Source organism: Pseudomonas grimontii, from assembly GCF_007858185.1.
GTDB lineage: Bacteria > Pseudomonadota > Gammaproteobacteria > Pseudomonadales > Pseudomonadaceae > Aquipseudomonas > Aquipseudomonas grimontii.
Genome location: NZ_VFES01000009.1, coordinates 18,778 through 43,320, shown reverse-complemented (window position 1 = coordinate 43,320; position 24,543 = coordinate 18,778). Strand labels below are relative to the sequence as shown.

At 61.2% G+C, this 24,543-nt stretch carries 23 protein-coding genes, 4 tRNA genes and 1 pseudogene; 20 read left to right on the top strand and 8 right to left on the bottom strand.

Annotated elements, in window-relative coordinates:
• The first annotated feature begins 41 nt into the window (after nucleotides 1–41).
• From FIV39_RS15385 to FIV39_RS15345, 9 genes are all read left to right on the top strand, one after another.
• Complete coding sequence (locus tag FIV39_RS15385) at nucleotides 42–1,067, top strand: NAD(P)H-dependent glycerol-3-phosphate dehydrogenase (protein WP_090399913.1); 1,026 nt, start codon at nucleotides 42–44, stop codon at nucleotides 1,065–1,067.
• A gap of 10 nt (nucleotides 1,068–1,077) precedes the next feature.
• A complete protein-coding gene (locus tag FIV39_RS15380) occupies nucleotides 1,078–1,425 on the top strand; it encodes a DUF4389 domain-containing protein (RefSeq protein WP_090399910.1) in 348 nt (115 codons plus the stop codon).
• Complete coding sequence (gene sixA, locus FIV39_RS15375; RefSeq protein WP_090399908.1) at nucleotides 1,422–1,871, top strand: phosphohistidine phosphatase SixA; 450 nt, start codon at nucleotides 1,422–1,424, stop codon at nucleotides 1,869–1,871. The genes FIV39_RS15380 and sixA overlap by 4 nt, the downstream gene beginning before the upstream one ends.
• Before the next feature lie 85 nt (nucleotides 1,872–1,956).
• Nucleotides 1,957–3,606 (top strand): AMP-binding protein, encoded by a 1,650-nt coding sequence (locus FIV39_RS15370; RefSeq protein ID WP_090399905.1) that lies wholly within the window; start codon nucleotides 1,957–1,959, stop codon nucleotides 3,604–3,606.
• A 31-nt stretch (nucleotides 3,607–3,637) separates the two neighbouring features.
• Nucleotides 3,638–4,081 (top strand): hotdog fold thioesterase, encoded by a 444-nt coding sequence (locus tag FIV39_RS15365; protein WP_090399904.1) that lies wholly within the window; start codon nucleotides 3,638–3,640, stop codon nucleotides 4,079–4,081.
• A 97-nt stretch (nucleotides 4,082–4,178) separates the two neighbouring features.
• Nucleotides 4,179–4,982 carry an alpha/beta fold hydrolase gene (locus tag FIV39_RS15360; RefSeq protein WP_090399902.1) on the top strand — a complete coding sequence of 268 codons (804 nt, stop codon included), beginning with the start codon at nucleotides 4,179–4,181 and terminating at the stop codon, nucleotides 4,980–4,982.
• Nucleotides 4,979–5,833, top strand: coding sequence for an alpha/beta hydrolase (locus tag FIV39_RS15355; RefSeq protein WP_090399900.1), 855 nt, complete (start codon nucleotides 4,979–4,981; stop codon nucleotides 5,831–5,833). Before FIV39_RS15360 ends, FIV39_RS15355 begins: the two co-directional genes overlap by 4 nt.
• Before the next feature lie 102 nt (nucleotides 5,834–5,935).
• Nucleotides 5,936–6,754, top strand: a complete 819-nt coding sequence (locus FIV39_RS15350) for a DUF4892 domain-containing protein (protein WP_090399897.1) — start codon at nucleotides 5,936–5,938, stop codon at nucleotides 6,752–6,754.
• Between the two features lie 72 nt (nucleotides 6,755–6,826).
• On the top strand, nucleotides 6,827–7,888 hold the full coding sequence (locus FIV39_RS15345) for an AI-2E family transporter (protein ID WP_090399896.1): 1,062 nt from the start codon (nucleotides 6,827–6,829) through the stop codon (nucleotides 7,886–7,888).
• Here the strand turns inward: FIV39_RS15345 and FIV39_RS15340 are convergent.
• Together FIV39_RS15340 and FIV39_RS15335 are read right to left on the bottom strand one after the other, a co-directional pair.
• Nucleotides 7,885–8,922: a sensor histidine kinase gene (locus FIV39_RS15340; protein WP_090399894.1), complete on the bottom strand. Its 1,038-nt coding sequence runs from the start codon at nucleotides 8,920–8,922 to the stop codon at nucleotides 7,885–7,887. The genes FIV39_RS15345 and FIV39_RS15340 overlap by 4 nt on opposite strands.
• Nucleotides 8,922–9,686, bottom strand: a complete 765-nt coding sequence (locus FIV39_RS15335; protein WP_090409753.1) for a response regulator — start codon at nucleotides 9,684–9,686, stop codon at nucleotides 8,922–8,924. Before FIV39_RS15335 ends, FIV39_RS15340 begins: the two co-directional genes overlap by 1 nt.
• A 259-nt stretch (nucleotides 9,687–9,945) precedes the next feature.
• Here FIV39_RS15335 and pyrF point away from each other — a divergent pair, with 259 nt between their 5' ends.
• Entirely contained in the window at nucleotides 9,946–10,644 is a 699-nt protein-coding gene (gene pyrF / locus FIV39_RS15330; protein WP_090399891.1) for an orotidine-5'-phosphate decarboxylase, read from the top strand.
• A 45-nt stretch (nucleotides 10,645–10,689) separates the two neighbouring features.
• Here pyrF and FIV39_RS15325 read toward each other — a convergent pair whose 3' ends face one another.
• A complete protein-coding gene (locus tag FIV39_RS15325; protein ID WP_090399888.1) occupies nucleotides 10,690–11,697 on the bottom strand; it encodes an NADP-dependent oxidoreductase in 1,008 nt (335 codons plus the stop codon).
• Between the two features lie 229 nt (nucleotides 11,698–11,926).
• Between FIV39_RS15325 and FIV39_RS15320 the strand changes: the two genes are divergently transcribed.
• The 4 genes and pseudogenes from FIV39_RS15320 (at nucleotide 11,927) to FIV39_RS33935 (ending at nucleotide 16,386) form a co-directional block, all read left to right on the top strand.
• A complete protein-coding gene (locus FIV39_RS15320; RefSeq protein WP_090399884.1) occupies nucleotides 11,927–12,688 on the top strand; it encodes an SDR family oxidoreductase in 762 nt (253 codons plus the stop codon).
• Nucleotides 12,689–12,890: 202 nt separating this feature from the next.
• Nucleotides 12,891–14,303, top strand: a complete 1,413-nt coding sequence (locus FIV39_RS15315; RefSeq protein WP_090399882.1) for an aminotransferase-like domain-containing protein — start codon at nucleotides 12,891–12,893, stop codon at nucleotides 14,301–14,303.
• A 115-nt stretch (nucleotides 14,304–14,418) separates the two neighbouring features.
• Nucleotides 14,419–15,480, top strand: a pseudogene (locus FIV39_RS33940) (HAMP domain-containing protein); the annotation flags it as partial.
• Entirely contained in the window at nucleotides 15,469–16,386 is a 918-nt protein-coding gene (locus FIV39_RS33935) for a methyl-accepting chemotaxis protein (protein ID WP_390620702.1), read from the top strand. The pseudogene FIV39_RS33940 and the gene FIV39_RS33935, both read left to right, overlap by 12 nt.
• 35 nt (nucleotides 16,387–16,421) lie before the next feature.
• Here the strand turns inward: FIV39_RS33935 and FIV39_RS15305 are convergent, their stop codons facing one another.
• Nucleotides 16,422–17,234 (bottom strand): alpha/beta fold hydrolase, encoded by an 813-nt coding sequence (locus tag FIV39_RS15305; protein WP_090399877.1) that lies wholly within the window; start codon nucleotides 17,232–17,234, stop codon nucleotides 16,422–16,424.
• A gap of 127 nt (nucleotides 17,235–17,361) precedes the next feature.
• Nucleotides 17,362–18,132: a hypothetical protein gene (locus FIV39_RS15300; protein WP_090399875.1), complete on the bottom strand. Its 771-nt coding sequence runs from the start codon at nucleotides 18,130–18,132 to the stop codon at nucleotides 17,362–17,364.
• A 359-nt stretch (nucleotides 18,133–18,491) separates the two neighbouring features.
• Here FIV39_RS15300 and FIV39_RS15295 point away from each other — a divergent pair.
• From FIV39_RS15295 to gltS, 5 genes are all read left to right on the top strand, one after another.
• Nucleotides 18,492–18,567: transfer RNA gene (locus tag FIV39_RS15295), tRNA-Glu, on the top strand.
• A 3-nt stretch (nucleotides 18,568–18,570) separates the two neighbouring features.
• A tRNA-Gly gene (locus tag FIV39_RS15290) sits at nucleotides 18,571–18,646 on the top strand.
• Between the two features lie 105 nt (nucleotides 18,647–18,751).
• A tRNA-Glu gene (locus FIV39_RS15285) sits at nucleotides 18,752–18,827 on the top strand.
• Nucleotides 18,828–18,830: 3 nt separating this feature from the next.
• Nucleotides 18,831–18,906 (top strand) — tRNA-Gly (locus tag FIV39_RS15280).
• Between the two features lie 198 nt (nucleotides 18,907–19,104).
• Nucleotides 19,105–20,316 (top strand): sodium/glutamate symporter, encoded by a 1,212-nt coding sequence (gene gltS, locus FIV39_RS15275; RefSeq protein WP_090399872.1) that lies wholly within the window; start codon nucleotides 19,105–19,107, stop codon nucleotides 20,314–20,316.
• A 93-nt stretch (nucleotides 20,317–20,409) separates the two neighbouring features.
• Here the strand turns inward: gltS and FIV39_RS15270 are convergent, their stop codons facing one another.
• Together FIV39_RS15270 and FIV39_RS15265 are read right to left on the bottom strand one after the other, a co-directional pair.
• Complete coding sequence (locus tag FIV39_RS15270; protein ID WP_090399870.1) at nucleotides 20,410–22,149, bottom strand: dipeptidase; 1,740 nt, start codon at nucleotides 22,147–22,149, stop codon at nucleotides 20,410–20,412.
• A 114-nt stretch (nucleotides 22,150–22,263) separates the two neighbouring features.
• Nucleotides 22,264–22,923: a hypothetical protein gene (locus FIV39_RS15265; protein ID WP_090399869.1), complete on the bottom strand. Its 660-nt coding sequence runs from the start codon at nucleotides 22,921–22,923 to the stop codon at nucleotides 22,264–22,266.
• A gap of 89 nt (nucleotides 22,924–23,012) precedes the next feature.
• Between FIV39_RS15265 and FIV39_RS15260 the strand changes: the two genes are divergently transcribed.
• Entirely contained in the window at nucleotides 23,013–23,945 is a 933-nt protein-coding gene (locus FIV39_RS15260; RefSeq protein ID WP_090399866.1) for a LysR family transcriptional regulator, read from the top strand.
• A gap of 69 nt (nucleotides 23,946–24,014) precedes the next feature.
• On the opposite strand, the gene FIV39_RS15255 is transcribed toward FIV39_RS15260, so the two are convergent.
• Nucleotides 24,015–24,422: a PA2817 family protein gene (locus FIV39_RS15255; RefSeq protein ID WP_053128652.1), complete on the bottom strand. Its 408-nt coding sequence runs from the start codon at nucleotides 24,420–24,422 to the stop codon at nucleotides 24,015–24,017.
• Nucleotides 24,423–24,543 lie beyond the last annotated feature (121 nt).

Sequence of the window (24,543 nt, the reverse complement as noted above, 5' to 3'; positions counted from 1 at the left end):
TAATGCCGCCATCGCCACTGGTATGGATTAACGGATTGCATATGACTGAACAGCGCCCTATTGCGGTCCTGGGAGGCGGAAGTTTTGGTACCGCCGTGGCTAACCTGCTGGCCGAGAACGGTCACCCGGTGCGCCAGTGGATGCGTGATCCCGAGCAGGCCGAGGCGATTCGTGTACACCGCGAAAACCCCCGTTACCTTAAAGGCATCAAGATTCATCCGGCGGTAGAGCCGGTCACCGACCTGTTGGCCACCCTGACGGACTGCGACCTGTGCTTTGTTGCGCTGCCTTCCAGCGCCTTGCGCTCGGTGCTGGCGCCCCATGCCGAGCGCCTGGCGGGCAAGCTGCTGGTCAGCCTGACCAAGGGCATCGAGGCGCAGACCTTCAAGCTGATGAGCGAAATCCTTGCAGAGATCGCTCCCCAGGCGCGCATTGGTGTGCTGTCCGGGCCGAACCTGGCGCGGGAAGTCGCCGAGCACGCGCTGACCGCTACGGTGATCGCCAGCGAGGATGAGGAACTGTGCGAGCGTGTCCAGGCGGTGCTGCATGGCCGGACCTTCCGCGTATACGCCAGTAGCGACCGCTTTGGCGTGGAGCTGGGCGGGGCGCTGAAAAACGTCTACGCGATCATCGCCGGCATGGCGGTGGCGCTGGGCATGGGCGAAAACACCAAGAGCATGCTGATTACCCGTGCCCTGGCGGAAATGACCCGCTTCGCGGTGAACCAGGGCGCCAACCCCATGACCTTCCTGGGCCTGGCCGGTGTGGGCGACTTGATCGTCACCTGCTCGTCGCCGAAAAGCCGCAACTACCAGGTAGGGTTCGCCCTGGGCCAGGGCCTGAGCCTGGAAGACGCGGTGACGCGCCTGGGCGAAGTGGCCGAAGGGGTCAACACCCTCAAGGTGCTCAAGGCCAAGGCCCAGGAAGTCGGCGTGTACATGCCGCTGGTCGCCGGGCTGCATGCGATCCTGTTTGAAGGGCGCACCTTGAACCAGGTCATCGAATTGCTGATGCGCGCCGAACCCAAAACCGACGTCGACTTTATTTCCACCAGTGGTTTCAACTGAGGAACGCGCCATGAACGATCCGAAAGCAGCCCCCAAGTACGAGTCCATCCTCCTGCGCATCCTCTGGATGCTGGTGTTTGCCCTGGTGTGGCAGGTGGCGCAGTTCCTGCTCGGCGCATTGGTGGTGGTGCAGTTGATTTACCGCTTGGTCTACAGCGCGCCAAACCTGGGCTTGATGAACTTCGGCGACAGCCTCAGCCAGTTCCTTGCGCAGATCGGCCGCTTTGGCAGCTTCCACACTGAGCAGAAGCCTTGGCCGTTCGCCGACTGGCCGACTCCGCGTGCACCCGAGGGCGAAGCCGCCCACAGCGTGCCGCCGGCGCCGCACCCGGTGCGTGATGAGGAGCCGAAGCTATGAAGGTGTGGGTCTTGCGTCACGGTGAGGCCGAGGGCCAGGCCCGCACGGACGCCGAGCGCAACCTCACCGAGCATGGCCGCGCCGAGGTGTTGCGCAGTGCGGCGCACCTGATCGGCCAGCCGCTCAGCGCGATCATTGCCAGCCCGTACGTGCGGGCGCAGCAAACTGCACAGTTGGTGCGGGATGCGCTGGGTTTTGAGGCGGACATCCGCACGGTGCCTTGGCTCACGCCGGAGGGCAATCCGCTGGAGGTTCTGAACAAGCTCGACAGCGATGACAATGTGCTGCTGGTCAGCCATCAGCCGCTGGTCGGCAGCTTGATCAGCTTTTTGCAGCATGGTCATCAGCGCCAGCCGCAGCCGATGTACACCGCCAGCCTGGCGGAACTGGAGGGCGACTTCCCGCTGGCGGGGCTGATGAGCCTGGTCAGCGTGAAGAATCCGTAGGTCATATCGCTGCTTTGTGTGTGCTATATAGTCAGCCAAGCAAGTGCTTGGTTGGCTATCGTCGGACCACAAAGGAGCGCGTCCCATGCCCGTTGCTTTTCGTTTGCCGTTACAGGTCTTCTTCGAACGTGAAGCGCGGCATCCGCGCAAAACCTTTCTGGTCCAGCCCATTGGCGCAGGGCAGGTGCAGCACCTCACCTGGGCCGATGCCGGCCACCAGGCCCGCTGCGCCGCACACTGGCTACGTGCCAGGGCACTGCCTGCCGGCTCGCACATTGCCCTGATCTCGAAAAACTGCGCCCACTGGATCATTGCCGACCTGGCGATCTGGATGGCCGGGCATGTCTCGGTACCGCTGTACCCCAACCTCACTGCCGATTCCGTCGCCCATGTGCTCACCCATTCCGAGGCGGCGCTGGTCTTTATCGGCAAGCTCGACGATTGGCCCGCCATGGCTCCTGGCATACCGGCGGGCGTGCCGATCATCAACCTGCCGCTGTGCCCGGCAGGCACGTTCGATTTCAGTTGGACCGACCTGCAAGCCTGTGCGCCGATCCAGGATGACCCGCTGCCGGCCGCGTCCGACCTTGCCACCATCATTTACACCTCCGGCACCACCGGCCTGCCCAAAGGCGTGATGCACAGCTTTGGCGCCCTGGGTTTCGCGGCCACACGCGGCACTGAATTGTTTGGCCTGGGGGAGGGCGACCGGCTGCTCTCCTACCTGCCGCTGTGCCATGTGGCGGAGCGAATGTTCGTGGAGATGGCCTCGATCTATACCGGGCAAACGGTGTTTTTTGCCGAAAGCCTCGACACCTTCCTGGCGGACCTGCGCAGGGCACGGCCCACGGCACTGTTTGGGGTGCCGCGCATCTGGACCAAATTCCAGATGGGTGTCTATGCCAAAATCCCGCAAAAACGCCTGGACACCCTGTTGCACCTGCCGTTTATCGGCAGGCGCGTGGGCCATAAGGTACTTGCCGGCCTGGGGCTGGACGCGTTGCGCATTGCGCTGTCCGGGGCGGCGCCCGTGCCTGAGGCGCTGCTGCGCTGGTATCGACGCCTGGGCCTGGATGTACTCGAGGTGTATGGCATGACCGAGAACTGCGGCTACTCCCATGTGTGTCGGCCCGGCCAGCAGACGATCGGCTGGATCGGCCTGCCGTGCCCGGGGGTTGAAGTGCGCATCGATCCGACCGGCGAAGTCCAGGTGCGCAGCGGCGCGACTATGCTCGGCTATTTCAAGGACCCGCAGAAAACCGCCGAGACGATCACCGCTGATGGCTTCCTGCGCACCGGTGACAAGGGCGAGCAGGATGCCGAAGGCCGCCTGCGCCTGACCGGGCGGCTCAAGGAAATCTTCAAGACCAGCAAGGGCAAGTACGTGGCCCCCGCGCCGATTGAAAACCGCCTGGCCGAACATGCGCGCATCGAGCAAGTGTGCGTGGTGGGAGATGGCCTCACCGCGCCCATAGGCTTGTGCGTGTTATCGACCGGGGCCCATGACCGGCGGGCGTTGCGCAGCAGCCTTGAACAGTGGCTGGAGCAGGTCAACGTCGCGTTGGATAAACATGAACGCCTGCGCCAACTGGTGGTGGTGAAAGACAGTTGGGCGGTGGAGAACGGCTTCCTGACCCCGACCTTGAAGATCAAGCGTAACGTGATCGAGTCGACTTACGGTGCTCAGTTTCAGGTGTGGAGCGAGCGCACCGAAGTGGTTCTGTGGCAGGATTAGGGCCGTAATAAAACCAATAAGGAAAATTTCCATGAGTCTGTGGCGCACCCAACCGAATATCGAGCAACTCAATACCAGCCAGAAAAACACCATCGGTGAGCTGCTGGACATCCGCTTTGAAAGCTTCGATGACGAGTCCCTCACCGCCAGCATGGTGGTCGACCAGCGTACCCACCAGCCCTTCGGCCTGCTGCATGGCGGCGCGTCGGTAGTACTGGCGGAGAGCGTTGGCTCGATGGCGGCTTACTTGTGCGTTGATCCGAGCAAATTCTATTGCGTGGGCCTGGAGATCAACGCCAACCACTTACGCGGTGTGCGCAGCGGACGGGTGACGGCGGTGGCCAAGGCGATCCATATCGGCCGCACCACCCAGGTCTGGGACATCCGCCTGACCACCGATGACGGCAAGACCAACTGTGTCTCGCGTCTGACCATGGCCGTGGTGCCCTTGGGTGAGACGCCTCCGACGCGATAGGTGTGGCGTGAGTGTCATCATTCCTGGCGGTTACGGTCATTGCTGTGCGGCGTGAGGCTGGTGACAATCAATCTCGGTTTTTGTAGATGGATCCGCTATGTCGCAGCACGTGTTTTTTGCCCACGCCAATGGCTTCCCCTCGGCCACCTACGGCAAGCTGTTTGCCGCCCTGGCTCCGGAATATGCGGTGGCTCACTTGCCGCAGCACGGTCACGACCCCAGGTTTCCAGTGGATGATAACTGGCAAAACCTGGTGGACGAACTGATCCATCATCTGGAGCAGCAACCGGAGCCCGTGTGGGGCGTGGGCCACTCCTTGGGTGGTGTGCTGCATTTGCACGCGGCCATGCGCTGCCCGCAGCTGTATCGCGGGGTGGTGATGCTCGATTCACCGGTATTGACCCGCGCCGACCGCTGGGTGATCCGCGCCGCCAAGCGCTTCGGTTTTATCGACCGCCTGACGCCGGCCGGACGCACCCTGGGCCGCCGTGAGGAATTCAGCGACCTGGACGCCGCGCGCAGCTACTTTGCCGGCAAGACCCTGTTTCGTGGCTTCGACCCGGAATGCTTCGACGCCTACCTGCAACACGGGCTGTATCAGGCGGGTGATCGCCTGCGCCTGCGCTTCGACCCAGCCACCGAAATCAGCATCTACCGGGGCGTGCCCCACACCAGCCCCGGCCAGGTGCGCCAATTGAAAGTGCCGCTGGCGGTGGTGCGCGGTCGCCAGAGTCGCGTGGTGATGCGTCACCACGCCAGCGGTGTCGACCGTCTGCCCATGGGCGAAATGCTCACCATGCCCGGCGGCCATATGTTTCCCCTCGAACGTCCCCAGGACACCGCGACCTTGATCAAGACCCTGTTCGCCCGCTGGGAAGCCCGTGAGCGCAGTTGCGCATGAGCACACCCGTCGAAGAAGTTCGCCTGAGCCTGCCGCACATTGAGTTGGCGGCCCATCTGTTTGGTCCCGAGGACGGTTTGCCGGTGATCGCCCTGCATGGCTGGCTGGACAATGCCAACAGCTTTGCGCGCCTGGCGCCGAAGCTTGCGGGTTTGCGTATCGTGGCGCTGGACATGGCGGGCCATGGGCATTCAGCGCATCGTCCTACAGGTGCCGGTTATGCCTTGTGGGATTACGTCCACGACGTGCTGCAAGTCGCCGAGCAACTGGGCTGGAAACGTTTTGCATTACTTGGTCACTCCCTCGGCGCCATCGTTTCCCTGGTGCTGGCCGGTGCCTTGCCGGAACGGGTGACGCACCTGGGGTTAATTGACGGCGTGATCCCGCCCACGGCCAGCGGTAAGAACGCCGCCGAGCGCTTGGGCATGGCCTTGCAGGCGCAATTGAACCTGCAGGATAAGCGCAAACCGGTCTACAGCACCTTGGATCGGGCGGTAGAAGCGCGTATGAAAGGCTTGGTTGCCGTGAGCCGTGAAGCCGCAGAACTGCTGGCCCAGCGCGGTTTGATGCCGGTGCCGGGCGGTTATACCTGGCGCTCGGACAGTCGCCTGACCCTGGCTTCGCCACTGCGTCTGACCGATGAGCAGGCAATGGCCTTCGTGCGGCGCGTGGGTTGCCCTACGCAGTTGGTGGTCGCCGCCGACGGCATGTTGGCGAAACATCCCGAATTGCTTTCCCAGCTACCCTTTACGGTAACCACGTTGCCAGGTGGTCATCATTTACACCTGAATGATGAGCCCGGTGCGGTCCTTGTTGCAGACTGTTTCAATCGGTTCTTCTCCGCGCCTTGACTTGGGGCGGTCAACTGCCGAGGCTGGGCGGATTGAAAGGGAGTCAACCATGAACCAACTCAACACCGCAGCGACCTCCGATGGCCAGGGCTCACCGATCCGATGAGCCTGCGTAAAGGATGTATACGCGCCCTCGGACTGTGCTGTTTCAGCCCCTTGGTGTTCGCCGCCGATGTGCCGGGAAGCCAGGATCTACCTGCCGTGGCCCGTCAGGTCGACGCACAGATCGTCGATTACCGCCCTGCTGAAGAAAAGGAACGCATCTACCCCATGGGGGCGATCCGCAAGATCAGTGGGCAGTTGCGTTACGAGGGCCAGGCCACCGCCCGTGGGCAAACCACAGCGATTACTTATGAACTGCCCGCCGAACACACCTCCAGTGCTGCGTTCACGTCGACGCGCGAAGCGTTGCAGGCCAACGGCGCGCAGTTGTTGTTCTGGTGCCAGGCCCGCGACTGCGGTGAAAGCAGCCTGTGGGCCAACGAAGTCTTCGGTAACGCCAAGCTGGTAGGTGCCGACGGCCAGCAGGAATACCTGCTGCTGCGCCTGGCCGCCCCGCAGGAAAACTCGCTGGTGGCCATCTACGGCATCACCCGAGGCAACCGTCGTGCCTATCTGCATGTGGAGCAACTGGATGCCGGCGCACCGCTGGGCGACCTGTTGCCCACCTCGGCCACCTTGTTGCGCGAGCTGAAAAGCACCGGCGAGCTGGATTTTCCCGCGCTCGGCGGCGACCCTGACGACACCTGGCTGACCCTGATTTCCCGTGGTCTGAACCTCGATGCGACCTTGCGCGTCAGTCTGACCGGCCCGAAAGCCGAAGCCTGGCGCCAGGCCCTGGTCGACAAAGGCGTGCGCGCCGCGCGCCTGGAAACCGGCACCACTGAAACCAAAGGCCTGCATTTGCATCTGATACGCTGACCGTAACAGGGCGAACGGACCCGTGTCGTTCGCCTAAACTCTCTTCCTACAGCCTTTTCCTAGAGATACCCCATGCTCAATAACGATCGCCTGCTGGTGCAAATCCTGCTGCTGGTGCTGTTTGGTGCCAGCTTCTGGGTGATGGCGCCGTTCTGGTCGGCGCTGTTCTGGGGCGCGGTGCTGGCCTTTGCCAGTTGGCCGTTGATGCGCCTGCTCACACGCTGGCTGGGCGGCCGCGAATCCCTGGCCGCCGGCATTCTGACCTTGGGCTGGATGCTGCTGGTGGCGGTGCCGCTGGTGTGGCTGGGGTTAAACCTGGCTGACCATGTGCGCGATGCCGTGGCGTTGATCAAGGATATTCAGGTCGATGGCCTGCCCGAGGCACCGACCTGGCTTGACTCGATTCCCTTCGTGGGGGAGCGCTTGGTGGCGATGTGGAACAGCATCGACCAACAGGGCGCGGCGCTGATGGTCAGCATCAAGCCGTATCTGGGGCAGGTGGGCAACTGGCTGCTGGCGCGCAGTGCGCAGATCGGCGGCGGCATCCTCGAACTGACCCTGAGCCTGGTGTTCGTGTTCTTTTTCTATCGCGATGGGCCACGCTTGGCGATGTTCGTCCATCGCTTGCTGGAACGACTGATCGGTGACCGCGCCGGTTATTACATCGAACTGGTGGCCGGTACGGTGCAACGAGTGGTCAACGGCGTGATCGGCACTGCCGCCGCCCAGGCCCTGCTGGCGCTGATCGGCTTCCTGATCGCCGGCGTGCCGGGCGCGCTGGTGCTGGGGATCGTGACGTTCCTGCTCAGCCTGATCCCCATGGGCCCGCCGCTGGTATGGATCCCGGCCACGGCCTGGCTGGCGTGGAAGGGCGACTACACCTACGCGGTGTTTCTCGGCGTGTGGGGCACCTTCATCATCAGCGGCGTGGACAACGTGCTCAAGCCTTACCTGATCAGCCGAGGCGGCAACCTGCCGCTGGTGATCGTGCTGCTGGGGGTGTTTGGCGGGTTGATCGCCTTTGGCTTTATCGGCCTGTTTATCGGCCCGACCTTATTGGCGGTGGCGTACAGCCTGCTGATGGATTGGAGCGCAACCCAGGCGCAAGGGCGGCGCGAAGACAAGCCCCTTTAAGCCCTCGGCAACCACATTACGGCGGTCAAGCCTCCCCCTGGGGTCTCTTCCAGGCTCAGGCGTCCGCCCAGACGCTCTGCCGCTTCCTTGGAAATGGTCATGCCCAGGCCAACGCCGCCGGAGTTGCGGTTGCGCGAGCCTTCCAGCCGATAGAATGGCTCGAACACCGCCTCGCGCTTATCGGCCGCAATCCCTGGCCCGTGGTCGATCACGCGGATGACCAGTGCCTCGCGGCTGTCCTCCAGCTCCACGCGGGCAGTGCCGGCATAACGTAAGGCATTGTCGATCAGGTTGTTAAGGCATGAGCGCAGAGCCATCGGTTGCACCTGCAAGGGCACGCAGGTGCCCGCACATTGCACGTCGGAGCCCTGGTCCTGGGCGTTTTCACTCATCGATTCCACCAGCGCCTGCACGTCCAGCCAATGCCGGGTTTCACTGGTGCGCTGTTCGTGCAGGTAGCTCAAGGTGGCGTCGAGCATGCCGATCATGTCGTTCAGGTCCTGGCGCATCTGGCCCTGCAGCTTGGTGTCCTCAATCTGTTCCAGGCGCAGCTTGAGGCGTGACAGCGGGGTGCGCAGGTCATGGGAGACGGCCCCGAGCATGCGCGCGCGTTGGCTGACCTGCTCGCGAATGCGCTTTTGCATCAGGTTGAAGGTCGAGGCGGCCTGTTTGGCCTCCCGTGGCCCCGATTCATCGAGGGGCGGGCTGTCGAGGTCGAGGCTCAAGCGTTCCGCCGCTTCACTCAGGCGCTGTATCGGCCGGCTTAGCAGTTTGGCACCGTACCAGGCCGCAATAATCAACGAGACGAATTGAAAGGTAAGGGGCACCACCGGGCCGCCAAACCAGGGGCGTGGGTGCTTATCGCGCATCGGTGCCATGGTCCCGTCCGGCAACTCGATAAACCGCACCGGTGGCGGCGGGGGCGGTTGGCCGTAGTGGTGAAACCAGAAGAACGCCAGCGCATGGGCCAGCACAATCGCCACCAGCAACACACCGAACAGCCGACCGAACAGCGTGTTGAAGGGGGCACGCATCAGCCAATATCCCGTGCGTCGAACAGGTAGCCTTCGCCGCGCACCGTCTTGATCAACTGCGGTGCCTTGGGGTCATCCCCGAGTTTTTGCCGCAGGCGCGACACCAGCAAATCGATACTGCGATCAAAGGCTTCAATCGAGCGGCCACGGGCGGCATCGAGCAGTTGCTCACGGCTCAGCACCCGGCGCGGGCGTTCGATAAACACCCACAGCAGGCGGAATTCAGCGTTGGACAGCGGCACCACCAAGCCATCATCGGCCACCAGTTGACGCAATACGCTGTTGAGGCGCCAGTTGTCGAAGCGGATATTGGCGCGTTGCTCGGTGCGGTCATCGCGCACGCGGCGCAGGATGGTCTGGATCCGCGCCACCAGTTCACGCGGTTCGAAGGGCTTGGACATGTAGTCGTCGGCCCCCAGTTCCAGGCCGATGATGCGGTCGGTGGGCTCGCAGCGGGCAGTGAGCATCAGGATCGGAATATCCGACTCAGCGCGCAGCCAGCGGCACAGCGTCAGGCCGTCTTCGCCCGGCAGCATCAGGTCGAGTACCACCACATCGTAGTTTTCGGCTTGCATGGCCAGGCGCATCGCGGCGCCGTCGGTCACGCCGGTGGCGAAAATATTGAAGCGTGCCAGGTAGTCGATCAGCAATTCGCGGATCGGCACATCGTCGTCGACGATCAGCGCGCGGGTGTTCCAGCGCTTGTCATCGGCGATCACCGCGCTTTTTTGCTCGTCGTTCACGGGGACGGAAGGGGTATGCATAGTGCGATCATCTGCCTGGTTGTTACGGTCAGCATAGGCGCCCAGCCCCATGGCTGGTAGTGCTGGTCGGTGGGTCGTGCGGGCGAGGCTATCGGCAGGGCGTGTTGTGGGCATGTCGTGAATGTATCAGCTTTGAAATAATCACCTTAAATGCCCGCCTGATGGCGGTTGGTCAGTATTTACCGATCATCGGATCCCGCAACGGCGCTGCTTGCGCTACAATCCGCGCCGATTTCGACTTGCCTGAGAGCCCATTCCAATGTCCGTCTGCCAGACTCCTATCATCGTCGCCCTGGATTACCCCACCCGTGACGCCGCACTGAAGCTGGCTGACCAGTTGGACCCCAAGCTTTGCCGGGTCAAGGTCGGCAAGGAACTGTTCACCAGCTGCGCCGCGGAAATCGTCGGCACCCTGCGTGACAAAGGCTTCGAGGTGTTCCTCGACCTGAAATTCCACGACATCCCCAACACCACCGCCATGGCGGTCAAGGCTGCCGCTGAAATGGGCGTGTGGATGGTCAACGTGCACTGCTCCGGCGGCCTGCGCATGATGACCGCCTGCCGCGAAGTGCTGGAGCAGCGCAGCGGCCCCAAGCCCTTGCTGATCGGCGTGACCGTGCTGACCAGCATGGAGCGTGAAGACCTGGCAGGTATTGGCCTGGACATCGAGCCTCAGGAGCAGGTACTGCGTTTGGCAGCCCTGGCCGAGAAAGCCGGCCTTGATGGTTTGGTGTGCTCGGCGCTGGAAGCCCAGGCCTTGAAGACCGCCCATCCCTCGTTGCAATTGGTCACCCCGGGGATTCGCCCGGCGGGCAGTGCCCAGGATGACCAGCGCCGCATCCTGACCCCGCGCCAGGCTCTGGACGCGGGCTCCGACTACCTGGTGATCGGCCGTCCGATCAGCCAGGCGGCGGATCCGGCCAAGGCGTTGGCGGCAGTGGTCGCCGAGATCGCCTGATCGATGCTCGTTCCCACGCGTGGGAACGAGCGGATCTGTCCTGTATCAGCTGACCTTGAGCACCAACTTCCCAAAGTTCTCGCCGTTGAACAGCTTCATCAGCGTCTCCGGGAACGTCTCCAGCCCCTCGACAATATCCTCCTTGCTCTTGAGCTTGCCCTGGGCCATCCAAGCGGCCATTTCCTGCCCGGCGGCGGCAAAGTTCGCCGCGTGATCCATCACCACAAAGCCTTCCATCCTTGCGCGGTTGACCAGCAGTGACAGGTAGTTGGCCGGGCCTTTCACGGCTTCCTTGTTGTTGTACTGGCTGATGGCGCCGCAAATCACCACGCGGGCTTTCAACGCCAGGCGGCTGAGCACCGCGTCAAGAATGTCGCCGCCGACGTTATCGAAATACACATCCACGCCTTTGGGGCACTCGCGCTTGAGGGCGGCGGGCACGTCTTCATTCTTGTAGTCGATGGCGGCATCGAAGCCCAGTTCATCCACCAGGAACTTGCACTTGTCGGCGCCGCCGGCAATGCCGACCACGCGGCAGCCTTTGAGCTTGGCGATCTGCCCGGCAATGCTGCCGACGGCACCGGCCGCACCGGAGATCACCACGGTTTCTCCCGCCTGGGGCGCGCCGGTGTCCAGCAGCGCGAAGTAGGCGGTCATGCCGGTCATGCCCAGCGCAGACAGGTAGCGGGGCAGGGGCGCCAGCTTGGGATCGACCTTGTAGAAACCGCGTGGTTCGCCCAGGAAGTAATCCTGCACGCCCAGGGCACCATTTACGTAGTCCCCGACTGCGAATTTCGGGTTGTTCGAGGCAATCACCTTGCCCACACCCAGCGCGCGCATGACCTCGCCGATGCCGACGGGCGGTATGTAGGACTTGCCTTCATTCATCCAGCCACGCATGGCCGGGTCGAGGGACAGGTATTCGTTGTGCACCAGCACCTGCCCATCCTGGGGCGTGCCCACCGGCACTTCCTGGTAGGTGAAGGTTTCCCGCGTGGCTGCGCCGACCGGGCGTTTGGCGAGCAGGAATTGGCGGTTGGTCTGGGCGGTCATGGCAAGGACTCTTTAGAAGTGAAGCATGATTGATAGACCTTGAACGGCCAGGGGGCAAGGTCAGCCGAGGGTGCGAATGCTCATCGATAGGTGCCATTGATAGTGAGCCCGGCGGCCTTATCACTATGACTCATGCAGCACTAACCGGCCTTCTGATAGTGCTGACGCCTGCGTCTCGGCGTTGGCTAGACTCGGCCCACTGCAATTAACCCCCTATAGGACATCTTCCATGAGCATGACGTTTTCCGGTCAGGTCGCCCTGGTGACCGGCGCCGCCGCCGGTATTGGTCGCGCCACTGCGCTGGCGTTCGCCGCCGAAGGTTTGAAGGTAGTGGTCGCCGACCTGGACGTGGCTGGCGGCGAGGGTACGGTCGCGCTGATCCACCAGGCCGGTGGCGAGGCGCTGTTCGTGCGCTGCAATGTCACGCAGGAAACGGATGTGCAGCAGTTGATGGCGCAGACCATCAGCGCCTATGGTCGCCTGGACTATGCCTTCAATAATGCCGGCATCGAGATTGAGAAGGGCAAGCTGGCGGACGGCAGCCTGGATGAGTTCGACGCGATCATGGGCGTCAACGTCAAGGGCGTGTGGTTGTGCATGAAGTACCAGTTGCCGCTGCTGCTGGCCCAGGGCGGTGGTGCCATCGTCAACACCGCGTCGGTAGCGGGGTTGGGCGCGGCGCCGAAGATGAGCATCTACGCGGCTTCCAAACACGCGGTGATCGGCCTGACCAAGTCGGCGGCGATCGAATACGCGAAGAAGAAAATCCGCGTCAATGCCGTCTGCCCGGCGGTGATTGATACCGATATGTTCCGGCGCGCCTATGAAGCCGACCCCCGCAAGGCCGAATTCGCCGCCGCCATGCACCCGGTCGGGCGTATCGGCACGGTGGAGGAAATCGCCAGCGCAGTGCTCTATCTGTGCAGCGACAGAGCGGCATTCACCACTGGCCACGCCTTGGCCGTGGACGGTGGCGCGACAGCTATCTAGGACCTTGCACTGCCCCCTTGTTCGAAAACGTCTGGGGGGCCGTGGGGCTTTTCCAAAGCTGGCAAAACGCCGTGACCGAATATGTGTCATTAGGTAAATAAGTCAATAAAATCAATACTTTAATAAATTTATGCGGCCGGTAAATCCTGGCTTCTGTGCTTAACTCTTCGGGTTGATAACAGACACTTGGAGTGAGTGGGTCATGGATTTAGGGATCGATCGACAAGCCCTTGTACCGGTAGTGCAGCAAATCGTCAGTGCAGTGGCGCAATGGATTCGCAAGGACGGGGTGAGCCCCGGCACACGCTTGCCGTCCGTCCGCCAGTTGGCCCTGGATAATTTGCTCAGCCAATCCAACGTGATCGAAGCGTTCGAACGGATGGTCGCCCAAGGGGTACTGGCGCCCCGGCAGGGCTCAGGATTTGTGGTGGCCCAGCCCGTAGTCTCCCACGAAGGTAATTGGTATGAGGGGGCGGAGCGCGAGTGGGGTGCCTTTGCCGATAATCCGTTGGGAGAGTTGAAACTGGGCTGCGGCTGGTTGCCCGATGCCTGGCGCGAAAGCGATGACATCAGTTATGCCATTCGTGAAGTTGCGCGCACCGACACTGCCGGGCTGTTCAACTACAGCACGCCTCTGGGGCTGCCCGCGCTGCGCGAGCAACTGCTCAAGCGCCTGACTCAGATTCATATCGCCACCAGCCTGGATCGCATCCTTACCACCGCAGGTGCCAGCCATGCCCAGGACCTGCTGATACGTACGCTACTCAAGGCCGGCGATAGCGTGGTGGTCGAAACCCCTGGGTATGCCAACCTCTATCGGCAGTTGGCGTTCCAGGGCGTGCAACTGCTGGAAGTACCGCGCACCCGAGGCGGCCCCGACCTCCCGGCGCTGGAGGCGCTGCTACAGGAGCATCACCCCAAGTGCCTGTTCATCCACAGCCTGTACCACAACCCCACCGGGACCAGCCTGTGCCGTGTGGTGGCCGAGCGTTTGCTGGAACTGGCCCACCGCGAAAACTTCCTGATCATTGAGGAGGACGTCTACGGCGACCTGCAACAGGCCAGTTGCACGCGGCTTTCGACATTGCCCCATGATGATCGGGTGATCTACGTCGCGAGTTTTTCCAAGACCCTGAGCAGTGCCCTGCGCGTGGGCTACCTCTGCGCCAGTAGCGCAATCATTGCGCAGCTGGCCAGCCTCAAGACCTTGACCGGTTTCGGCACCTCCCGGTTTGCTGAAGCGGTGGTCGCCACCTTGCTGGCCAATGGAACGTATCGCAAGTGGGTACAGCGCCTGCGCAAGCGGCTGAGCACTGAAATGGCCGTGACCTTGCAAGTGCTGGAGGACGAAGAGTGGGAGGTGTTCGCCGTACCCTCCGGCGGTATGTTCCTGTGGGCACGCCCGGGGTTGGCGCAGCCTTCGCGATTGCAGGCGTGCGCCCGGCAGCTGGGAGTGTTGTTGTCGCCTGGGGCGTTGTTCAGTCCTTCTGGCGAGCACAGTGAGTGGCTACGCATCAATGTCGCCTATGCTACTGATCAACGTGCCTTAGCGTTGTTCCGTACAATGGGGCCCGCCAGATCGACCTCGACCATTCTGAAAACGACGAGCGTGTAGCTTTTTGCCATTATTGTGGCGCCAATGCCTTGTGCTCAGTGCCTTCTGGTTGCGAATCTCGCTGCTTGTCCATCGGGCTTGATGGCATCCGCCATTGCAAGAGGATTCAAGTGCAATGATTTCAGGCGTGCAACGACGTTTTGCCAACCTCGGTATGGCGAAAAAACTGGGCTTGGGCTTCACCCTGGTGCTGCTGCTGACGGCCTTGGTCGCGGCTATCGGCGTGTGGTCCCTGCAAACCGTTGGCCAGCGTTTCGAAGGCCTCAAGGCCATGTCGTCGCTCAACAGCGGCTTGCTCAAGGTGCGCCTGATCGAACAGGACTATGCGCTGCACGCCGACCCCAAGGCCGTCGACGCCCTGCATGAAAGCGTCGATGCGCTGGCGGCCCAGGCGGCCAGTCTCAAGGCCCAGTCTGCGGCGAATGTACCGGTGATGGCCGATGTCGAGCAGGCCCTTGCAGCCTACCGTAAGGCGTTCGATGAGTTTGTCGAACTGACACAGACCAAGGATCTGGCGCTGGAAATGGCCAGTTGGTCAGTGTCCAGCGTGGCGAATAACCTGGATGTGTTGCAGGCCGGCCTGGCGGACGACGGGGCCTACGGCCTCAAGGAAAGCCAAGGTAAGGAGGGTGCCGAGTTTATCGAGCAGGCAGGCCAGGTCAGTCAGGTTTCGCGCTTGATGTTGCAGGCCATGAACGAAGCCCATGTACGCCTGGACCAAAGCCGCAAGGTCGATGCAGACGACGCCGAGCAAGGCAAGATCGAGCAGGCTGACCAGGCCCTGGCCCAGGTCGAGCAACTGAAAACGTCGGTCAAGGATTCCGGCTATCAGACGGTGCTCAACGAAGTCTCCGGGCATATCGCCGCGTTCAGCGAGAAGCTGGGCGAATACACCGGCCTGCTGGCCCAGGAAAAAGTCGTCTACAAACAACTGCATGATCGTGCTGAGCAGGTCGTCAGCCGGGTCAACCAGGCCTATGACGCTGAAGACCTGTCGATGCAGGCGCAACTGAAGAAAAGCGCGATGCTGATCATCGGCTCGTCGGCCCTGGCCTTGCTGGTGGGCTTGATTGCCGCCTGGGTGATTACCCGCTTGATCGTTGCGCCGCTGCGCAGTGTGATCGCGGTGGCCCAACAGATTGCCGCCGGGGACCTGAGCGGGCGCATGGAGGTCGACCGTCGTGATGAAATCGGCCAGTTGATGCAGGCGATGCAACAGATGGGCAACGGCCTGAGCCAGATGGTCAGTGGCCTGCAGGCCGGTATCGAACAATTGGCCAGCTCGGCGCATTCGCTGTCCAGCGTGACCGAGCAGACCAACGTCGAGGTCAGCAGCCAGAAGGAAGAAACCGAGCAGGTTGCTACCGCGATGAACCAGATGACCGCCACCGTGCACGATGTGGCGCGCAACGCCGAAGAGGCCGCGCAAGCCGCGCAGACGGCGGACGAGAAGGTCGACAGCGGCCAGCAGGTGGTGCGCCAGAGTTTGCAGCGCATCGAGTTGCTGGCCACTTCAAGTACCCGTGCCAGCACCAGCATCGAGAGCCTCAGTGCCGAAATCCAGAATATCGGCACCGTGCTGAGCGTGATCAAAAGCGTCGCCGAACAGACCAACCTGCTGGCCCTGAACGCGGCCATCGAAGCCGCCCGGGCAGGCGAACAGGGTCGGGGTTTTGCGGTAGTGGCCGATGAAGTACGGGCACTGGCCAAGCGCACCCAGCAATCGACCGAAGAAATCGAGCGGCTGGTCGGTACCCTGCGCAGCGCAGCACAATCATCAGTGCAGCAGATCCAGCAAAGTGGCGAACTGGTCAAACTGGCGGTCAGCGATGCGCTGGAAACCGAGAGTGCCCTGGGCAGCATCGCAGTCGCGGTGTCGCTGATCCAGCAGATGAACCAGCAGATTGCTGCTGCGGCTGAGGAGCAGAGCTCGGTGGCCGAAGAGATCAACCGTAGCGTCACCAGTATTCGTGCGAGTGCCGATCAATCGGCGTTGAGCATGCAGGGCAATGCGGCGTCGAGTATCCAACTGGCGCAGTTGGGGGCGGAGCTCAAGGGGATGGTCGGGCACTTCCGCCTTTGATCGCAGCACAGCGGCCGCGATCAAGGGGGCGGCGATCAGGCGTGGTTGGCGAGGAACGTCAGCAGTGCTTCGTTGACGAAGTCCGGGTTCTCCCTGCTGGAGATATGCCCGGCGTCTGGAATCAGGATCAAGGCACAGCCAATCCGTTCGGCCATCTCCTCGGATTCGGCGGGAGGCCGAGGTTTGTCCTGCTCGCCACACATCACCAAGGTGGTATCGGCGTCCAGGCGCGGTAGTTGTTCCAGCACATCTTCGCGGCTGAAGATCAATCGACCCAGGGGCACGATGCTGTGCAGCAGGCGTTCCCGGGGAAAGTCCTGCAGCGACTTGCGAAAGTCCTGGTACAGCGCTGATTCGCGGTCGATGTCCGGGCGAAAGAAGATCGGCGCGATCACATCCAGCAACGGCTCAGGAATGGCGCCGGCGTCTTCAATCATCTTGAACAACGAGAAGTAGTACTGGCGCGTGGACTCTGGCTCTGCGCCGAGATAGGTGTCCATCAACACCAGGCTGTTGATCCGCTCGGGGGCCAGCAACGCCAGGCGTGCGCCCCACATACCGCCTACCGAGAGGCCCACCAGGTTGATCTGTGCGATCTCTAAATGGTCAAGCAGGGCCAGGGCCTGGCGCGCGAGGTCGTCGAGGGAGTGAGTGCGTGCGGGGAGTTGGCCCGATTCGCCGTGGCCCCATAGTTCGGGCACGATTACACGGTACTGTTGCGACAGGGCTTCGACCTGCGGGGCCCACATGTCGCGGTCCCACAGGTAGCTTGAGCCGAGCAGGACGACCGGGCCGGTGCCCTGGTCGACGTAATGCAGCGGTTGTCCATCAATGACGGCGATAGGCATAGCGGGCCTCTGACTTCACGGAGTGAGGGGCACTTTTTTACGCTAGTCGGGGGCGGGGCGATAGATGCAAACTGATGGCATGTTGTGGCGAGCGGGCAGCCCGCTCACCACAGGGGGAGTGGGCAGATCAGTCGTAGATGACTTTCTTTTTCCACTCGGCGTCGGCGTCGACTTCTTTCATGCCTTCGGTCAATTCGTTGACTTCCTCTGCCGCCTGTTTGCTGTTAGCCAGCACGGTAGAGTTGGCGCGGGCCAGTTGACCTTCCAGCAATTGCAGCTGCGCACTGTAGAGCACCGGCTCAGTCTGTTTGCGCAGGTACTGCACGCCACGCTCGAAGGCCAGGCGCGCCTGGCCAGGCTGACCTTGCTGCAAGGCGTGCTGGCCGAGGTTGTTGAAGAATTCTATGTGCAGCAGCACCAGGATATGACGGATTTCCTTGATCCAGTGCTTGGCTTCGTTGGTCGGCAGGAAACCGTCCTGGGCGGCGCGGGTGACCTGGCCGTGCAGGGCTTCCAGCAGGAAGCGCACGTCCTTGGCCTTGGCTTCGGTCTGGATCGGCGCCGGCGGGTTGTTCACCGGGATGGATTCGCCCTGGCCCACCAGCGTGTTCAGCTCAGCGATACGTGCCTTGATCGGTGCACTGGTCTTGTTGAGGTTCAACAGGCGCTGGTTGACGTTGAGCTCCAGGCGGGTCAGTAACAGCTTGAGCGCCGGGGTCATCAGTTGGCCAGGGAATGTCTCGGTGATCTCACCGCAACGGCGCAGGCGATCGTTAAGCTCGATCTCGGTGCGCTTCTTTTCCAGCTTGTTGTTTTCCACCACATGGTTCATGTAGCCAATGGCGATCAGTATTACGATCCCGGCTATTACCAGCAGGGTGATCATGAGTGGTGTCACCGGTGTGACCTCTTTGATAGGGTTTACAGTGGAGTGTAGTGACTGGGCTTGTCGACGGATAGGACTGATCGACCAGTTACCCAGGTAGTTTCTTCTATATAGGTAGGCGTTCCCTGCATAGCTGCACATTGCCATCATTTGCTGGAGTGAACTATAGCGTCTTGTCGGGCGCCAGAATATAGGCGTCAAGGCCTGGACGGGCAGAATGCCCGCGCAGGCCGGTAAACGCGGGCGAAGTCATTGATTTAAATAAATTTATCCTTGGGGGTTGACGACCTTTCAATCCATCCATAGAATGCGCGCCACTTACAGCGTAAAGCACACAGCGAAACGCGGTAGGGAGTGAATGTTGTACGTGTGTCCCCTTCGTCTAGTGGCCTAGGACACCGCCCTTTCACGGCGGTAACAGGGGTTCGAGTCCCCTAGGGGACGCCATATGCGGGAATAGCTCAGTTGGTAGAGCACGACCTTGCCAAGGTCGGGGTCGCGAGTTCGAGTCTCGTTTCCCGCTCCAATTTACAAGCAGTGTGGCTTTCGGGCGGCACTGAGTGAAACCAGGACCAAGTCTTCGGATGAGGCCTCTGGGCACTGAAATACACACCATGTGTTTCAGTAGCGTGTCCCCTTCGTCTAGTGGCCTAGGACACCGCCCTTTCACGGCGGTAACAGGGGTTCGAGTCCCCTAGGGGACGCCATTTGCGGGAATAGCTCAGTTGGTAGAGCACGACCTTGCCAAGGTCGGGGTCGCGAGTTCGAGTCTCGTTTCCCGCTCCATATTTAACAAAAACGCCGATCAGTGATGATCGGCGTTTTTGTTCGTGCTGTTTTTTCGATGATGCACACCTGTTTTGTAGGACATGTTGTGCGTTTTGCAGGACTTATCTGTAGTTGGCGTGAGGTTGGTGCGTATAGGTTTCGCGATCTTTACTCTGGCGTGTCCGATTTCCCGGCCCACTCCAGAGAGCTGCCTAGATGCTTGAACTCGATTTCTATTCCACCCTGGTCGCCGCGTCACTGGTTCTTTTACTGGGGCGCGGGTTGGTCGCGCGAATCAGCTTTTTGCGCACTTACAACATTCCTGAACCGGTGGCCGGCGGTTTATTGGTTGCCGTGCTGCTGCTGGCGTTGCGCGGGCTGGCTGATATCGAAGTGCGGTTCGACCCTTCGTTGCAAGCCCCGTTGATGCTGGCATTTTTTGCCACCATTGGACTGAATGCGGACTTCGCCAACCTGAAGAAAGGCGGACGCATCCTGGGTATTTTCCTGCTGGTCGTCACCGCACTGTTGGTGGTGCAGAACGCCATGGGTATTGCGTTGGCCACGGCGTTGGGACTTGACCCTCTGATGGGCTTGCTTGCTGGCTCCGTGACATTGTCGGGTGGCCACGGCACTGGGGCTGCGTGGGGCTCGGTGTTCAGCGAAAAATATGCTGTCGCCTCCGCCTCCGAACTGGCCATCGCTTCGGCGACCTTCGGTTTGGTCCTCGGCGGCTTGATTGGCGGGCCGGTCGCGCGCTTGCTCATCAAACGTGTCCAGACGCCATGCCTGGAGCACCCGCAACCGCGCTTGGCCAGGGGCTTCGAGCAGCCGCATCAGGAACGCTTGATCACTTCATTCTCTTTTATCGAGACCCTGGCACTCCTCGCGATCAGCCTGCAGGTCGGCACTTTGCTCAATGGTTTTCTTGAAGGTACGGCGTTCGAATTGCCCACCTTTGTGTGCGTGCTGTTTATCGGTGTAGTGCTGCGTAACGGGTTGTCGGCGCTGGGCTGGCATCAGGTGTTCGAGCGTGAAGTATCGCTGCTGGGCAACGTCAGCTTGTCGTTGTTCCTGGCCATTGCCCTAATGTCGCTCAAGCTCTGGGACCTGGCGGCACTGGCACTGCCGATAGTGATCCTGTTGGCCGCGCAGGCGTTGTTGATGGCGTTGTTCGCGATTTTCGTCACGTTCCGGGTCATGGGCAGCAACTATGATGCGGCGGTGTTGGCGGCAGGGCATTGCGGTTTCGGGCTCGGCGCCACACCAACGGCCATTGCCAATATGCAAGCAGTGACTCAACGCTTCGGCCCGTCGCAGATTGCGTTTCTGGTGGTGCCAATGGTGGGGGCGTTTTTCATCGATATCACCAATGCGGTGGTGATCAAGTTGTACTTGGCGTTGCCGTTCCTTGGCGTGGCAGGTTGAGTTTTTTGTCTATCAACGCAAGCGCCGATCAATGCTGATCGGCGCTTTTGCATGCGCTATCTATTGCTGGCCTGTAGCGGGTTCGAACCTCTGTCAGAGCGTCGGCAACTGTCCGATACGGCCCATCATTTCGGTAACGATCTGCAGGTCCAGCAAGAACTGGTCAACCGTCTTGAACTCATTGTCGGTGTGCCCGGTGTATTTCACTTCCGGACGCGCCAGGCCGAATTGCACGCCATTGGGCAGCTCATGCACTGAGGTCGCGCCGGCGGATGTACCGAATTTGTGCTCCATGCCCAGGTTTTCACTGGCTACGGCCAGCAATGCCTTCACCCATTCACCTTCCGGGTTGCGGAACATCGGTTCGGCGACCGAGTAGGTGAAGTCCACCTTGACCTTGGTTTTTTTGTCCCAGGCGCTCAGCTTGTCGGCGATCTCGGCCTGGAGTTTCTCCGGCGACTTGCCCTTCGGCACACGCAGGTTCACCGCCAGCTTGAAGGCCTTGTCATCCAGCCCGACAAAGGTCAGCGAGGTGGTCAGCGGCCCCATGAATTCATCGGAGAAGCCCACGCCCAATTTGCCGCCCAGGTAATCCAGGCCCCAGTTGTCGGCGGCATACTGCGCAGCGTCGGTGATGTGGTTGTGCTTGAGGGTGATCTTACCGTCGACGCTGTGGATCAGCTCCAGCATGCGCGCTACCGGGTTGATACCGGATTGCGGCTCGGAAGAGTGCGCCGACACACCGGTGACCGTCAGTTTGACGTTCTTACCGTCAACCTTGGCCGTGACGTCAAAATCGCCACCGTTGCGCTTGGCGTATTCGCTGCCGGCTTTTTGCAGGCTGGCTGCCAATTCGGCGGGCTTATCGCTGACAAGCGTGGCGACTGAGGCCGATGGAATCTGGTTGGTGGCCATGCCGCCGGTCATCGCGATGATTTCGGCGCCTTTGCCTTGCCCCTTGCGGCGCGGGAAGGTGGCCATGACAGTGCCATAACCTTTTTCGGCAATCACCACCGGGTAGCCACCATCCAGCGCCAGGTTGTACTGCGGCGTCGGGTTGCGTTCGAAGTAATAGGGGATCGCGTCGCCGGAGGTTTCTTCGGTGGTGTCCACCAGCAGCTTGAAATTGCGTGCCAGCGGCAACTTTTCTTCCTTGATCACCTTCATGGCGTACATCGCCACCACGATGCCGTTTTTGTCATCCTCGGTGCCCCGGCCATACATGCGGTCGCCGATCAGCGTGACCTTGAACGGGTCGAGCTTGGTGCCATCCTTCAACACCCAGTTTTCCGGTGTCACCGGCACCACGTCGGCATGGGCGTGGATGCCCACCACTTCGTCGCCGCTGCCTTCCAGGGAAATTTCGTACACGCGGTTGTCGACGTTACGGAAGTTCAGGTTGAAGGTCTTGGCCAGGGCCTGGATCTTGTCGGCAATCCGGATGAATTCCGGGTTTTTGTACTGCGGCATGCCGTCCACGTTGAAGGTCGGGATTTCCACCAGTTCGCGCAGGGTGTCGAGGGCGGCCTTGCCGTATTTCACTCGGGTGTAAATACCCAGCAGGCGATGGATCTCGTTCTGCTGGTCGGCGGTCAGGGTTTTGTTATCGAGGAAGGCACCGATCGCCGGGCCTACGTCGTCGGCCTTGCCCAGCTCTCCCTTGGCGAGTGTGCCGAGGAAACCCCGGAAATCAGTGACCGACGTTTCGCTGAAACTCTTCAGAATCGCCGTGCTTTGCTCTGGGGTGATGTTGGCAAAGGCCGGCGTGGTTATCACCGAAAGGCCGACCGCGAACAGGGTGGCAGCCGTTAAATGCTTGAGTCGAAAGTGCATGGCTAGGGGCATTCCTTTGCAAAGGGAAGTAGGAGATTTCTGATCAATATGTCAGAAATATTTCGACACACTACCACTGCCAAGGTGTGCCCGGGAGACCGCTGGGAGGCTTATCTAAAAACTCGATAGCACCCTCAACGCTGCGGTCGAGTCCAGGCTGTAACGCACCGACAACGCGCCCTTTTTCTCCGAAAGCGCCAGTATCGTTACCTGGCCCAACTCGCTCAGCGTTTGTACATGGGTGCCGCCACAAGCGTAGGAGGGCAGATCACCGAAGCCCACTTCGCGGGTGCCGTCTTCCAGGGTCATATGGCGCGGATAGTCGGCGGCGATCCATTGGTTGATTTGCTGTTGGATGATCTCGGCGTCCATGGCTTGTGCGGTTTCGCCACGGATAAACGTGATCTTGCCCTCACCTGGCCAGTGGTGCGCCTTGATCGGCATCCAGCCCAGGGTTTCGCCGGCATTGCCGATCAAATGCCCGGCGGAATGCAGGCGGGTGTGCAGGGCGCGGCGTGCTTCGTCGACCCGCGCGGTGATTGGGCCCGGTTCCACAGGTTGGTTGACATAGTGGACCACGCGATCAGTTTCCTGGGTGACTCGCAGCACCTGGCTATCGCCTAGCCAGCCAGTATCGAACGGCTGACCACCGCCTTGGGGATGGAAAATCGTCGACTGCAAAACGACCGCAAACTGGCCCTCGCAGGGGGTGCAGCTCAGCACTTCAAGCTCGGCAGTGAGGTGATCGTGGGTGAAAAACAGGCGCTCGGTCATTTTCTACATCCGCATCAGGGCTCTGTGGGCAGTATAAATAGTGCTTGGATGGGTGATAATCCGCTCAAATATCAATGGACCTGTGCGTCATGAGCATCAATCTTCCTTTGCCGCTACTGGGTGAAATGGCGATTTTCGTCAAGGTAGTAGAGACCGGGAGTTTCTCCGAAGCGGCGCGACAGTTGAGCGTTTCGCCGTCGGCGGTAAGCCGCAGTATTTCGCGTCTGGAAAAGGCCCTGGCTACCCGTTTGCTGCAACGCACTACGCGCAAATTGCGCCTGAGTGAAGGCGGTGAGGAGGTCTTCAAGCGCTGCCAGGAGATGGTTAATGCAGCGCGCTCCGTGATGGAGATCAGTGGCCAGTTCACCCACGACGCCGAGGGCCTGGTGCGAGTCAGTGTGCCCAAGGCGGTGGGGCGGTTTGTGGTGCACCCGCATATGCCGGAGTTTCTGCGGCGTTATCCCAAGGTGGATGTGCAGCTGATTCTTGAAGACCGGCATGTAGACCTGATCGACGACAATGTAGACCTGAGCATCCGCATCACCGACAGTCCGCCACCGGGGCTGGTCGGGCGACAGCTATTGCCCATCGAGCACTTGCTGTGCGCGACACCGCAGTACCTGGCCGAGCATGGCGCGCCGAGTCATCCCCATGATTTGCTGGAGCACAGTTGTATCTACTTGGGGGAAACTCCGGGTGACTCGCGCTGGAAATTCCGTCACGGTGGCAAGGCGGTGACGGTCGGCGTGCGTGGACGTTATGCCGCGAACCACACCGGTGTACGGCTGGATGCGGTGTTGCAGCACGTGGGAATTGGCAGCTTGCCGTATTTCACTGCGCGGCATGCGTTGGAGGAGGGGCGGTTGGTACAGGTGTTGCCCGCGTGGGATTTTATTGCGTCCTACCACGGCGAGGCGTGGCTGTTGCATTCGCCCACGCGTTACCTGCCGCCGAAGCTGCGGGTGTTTATCGATTATCTGGTGGAGTGCATGGCGAGGGAGCCGACATTGCGCCGTCGATAGGCGCGCCGTCGAAAATGTGGGAGGAGGGCCTGCTCCCTCCCATATTCAGTTGTGCAGTGTCTCGAAAGATCAGTGTTTGCTTTGGTCTTGAGGCATGGCCAGCAGTTGCTTCTCCTGGTTCCAGTCGAACGGCTCCTCGTTCTGTTCGGCTTCAAAGCGACGCTCTTCCAAGGCCTGGTACAGATCCAGCTCTTCATCGGGCATGAAGTGCAGGCAATCGCCGCCGAAGAACCACAGCAGGTCGCGGGGCACCAGGTGGGCGATCTGCGGGTAGCGCAGGATGACCTGGCTCATCAGGTCCTGGCCCAGGTACTGGCTTTCGATCGGGTCGATCGGCAGCAGGGCGCGCAGTTCGTCGAAGCGCTCCAGAAACAGGGTGTGGCTTTCCTCGGGCACCTGTTCGGCTTCGCCGACGGCAACCAGGATGCTGCGCAGGTGGTCGAGCAAGACGAGATGATCGGCAACGACGTTGGACACGAGATAAGTCCTCTAAAGCAAAAACGGGCGCGAGAGTATATGCCTCGGTGCCCTGCCTCACAAATACGATTCGTTTTGACGAGTGGCTGTTGTTGTCAGGCAACGCAGCATGGCGACAACA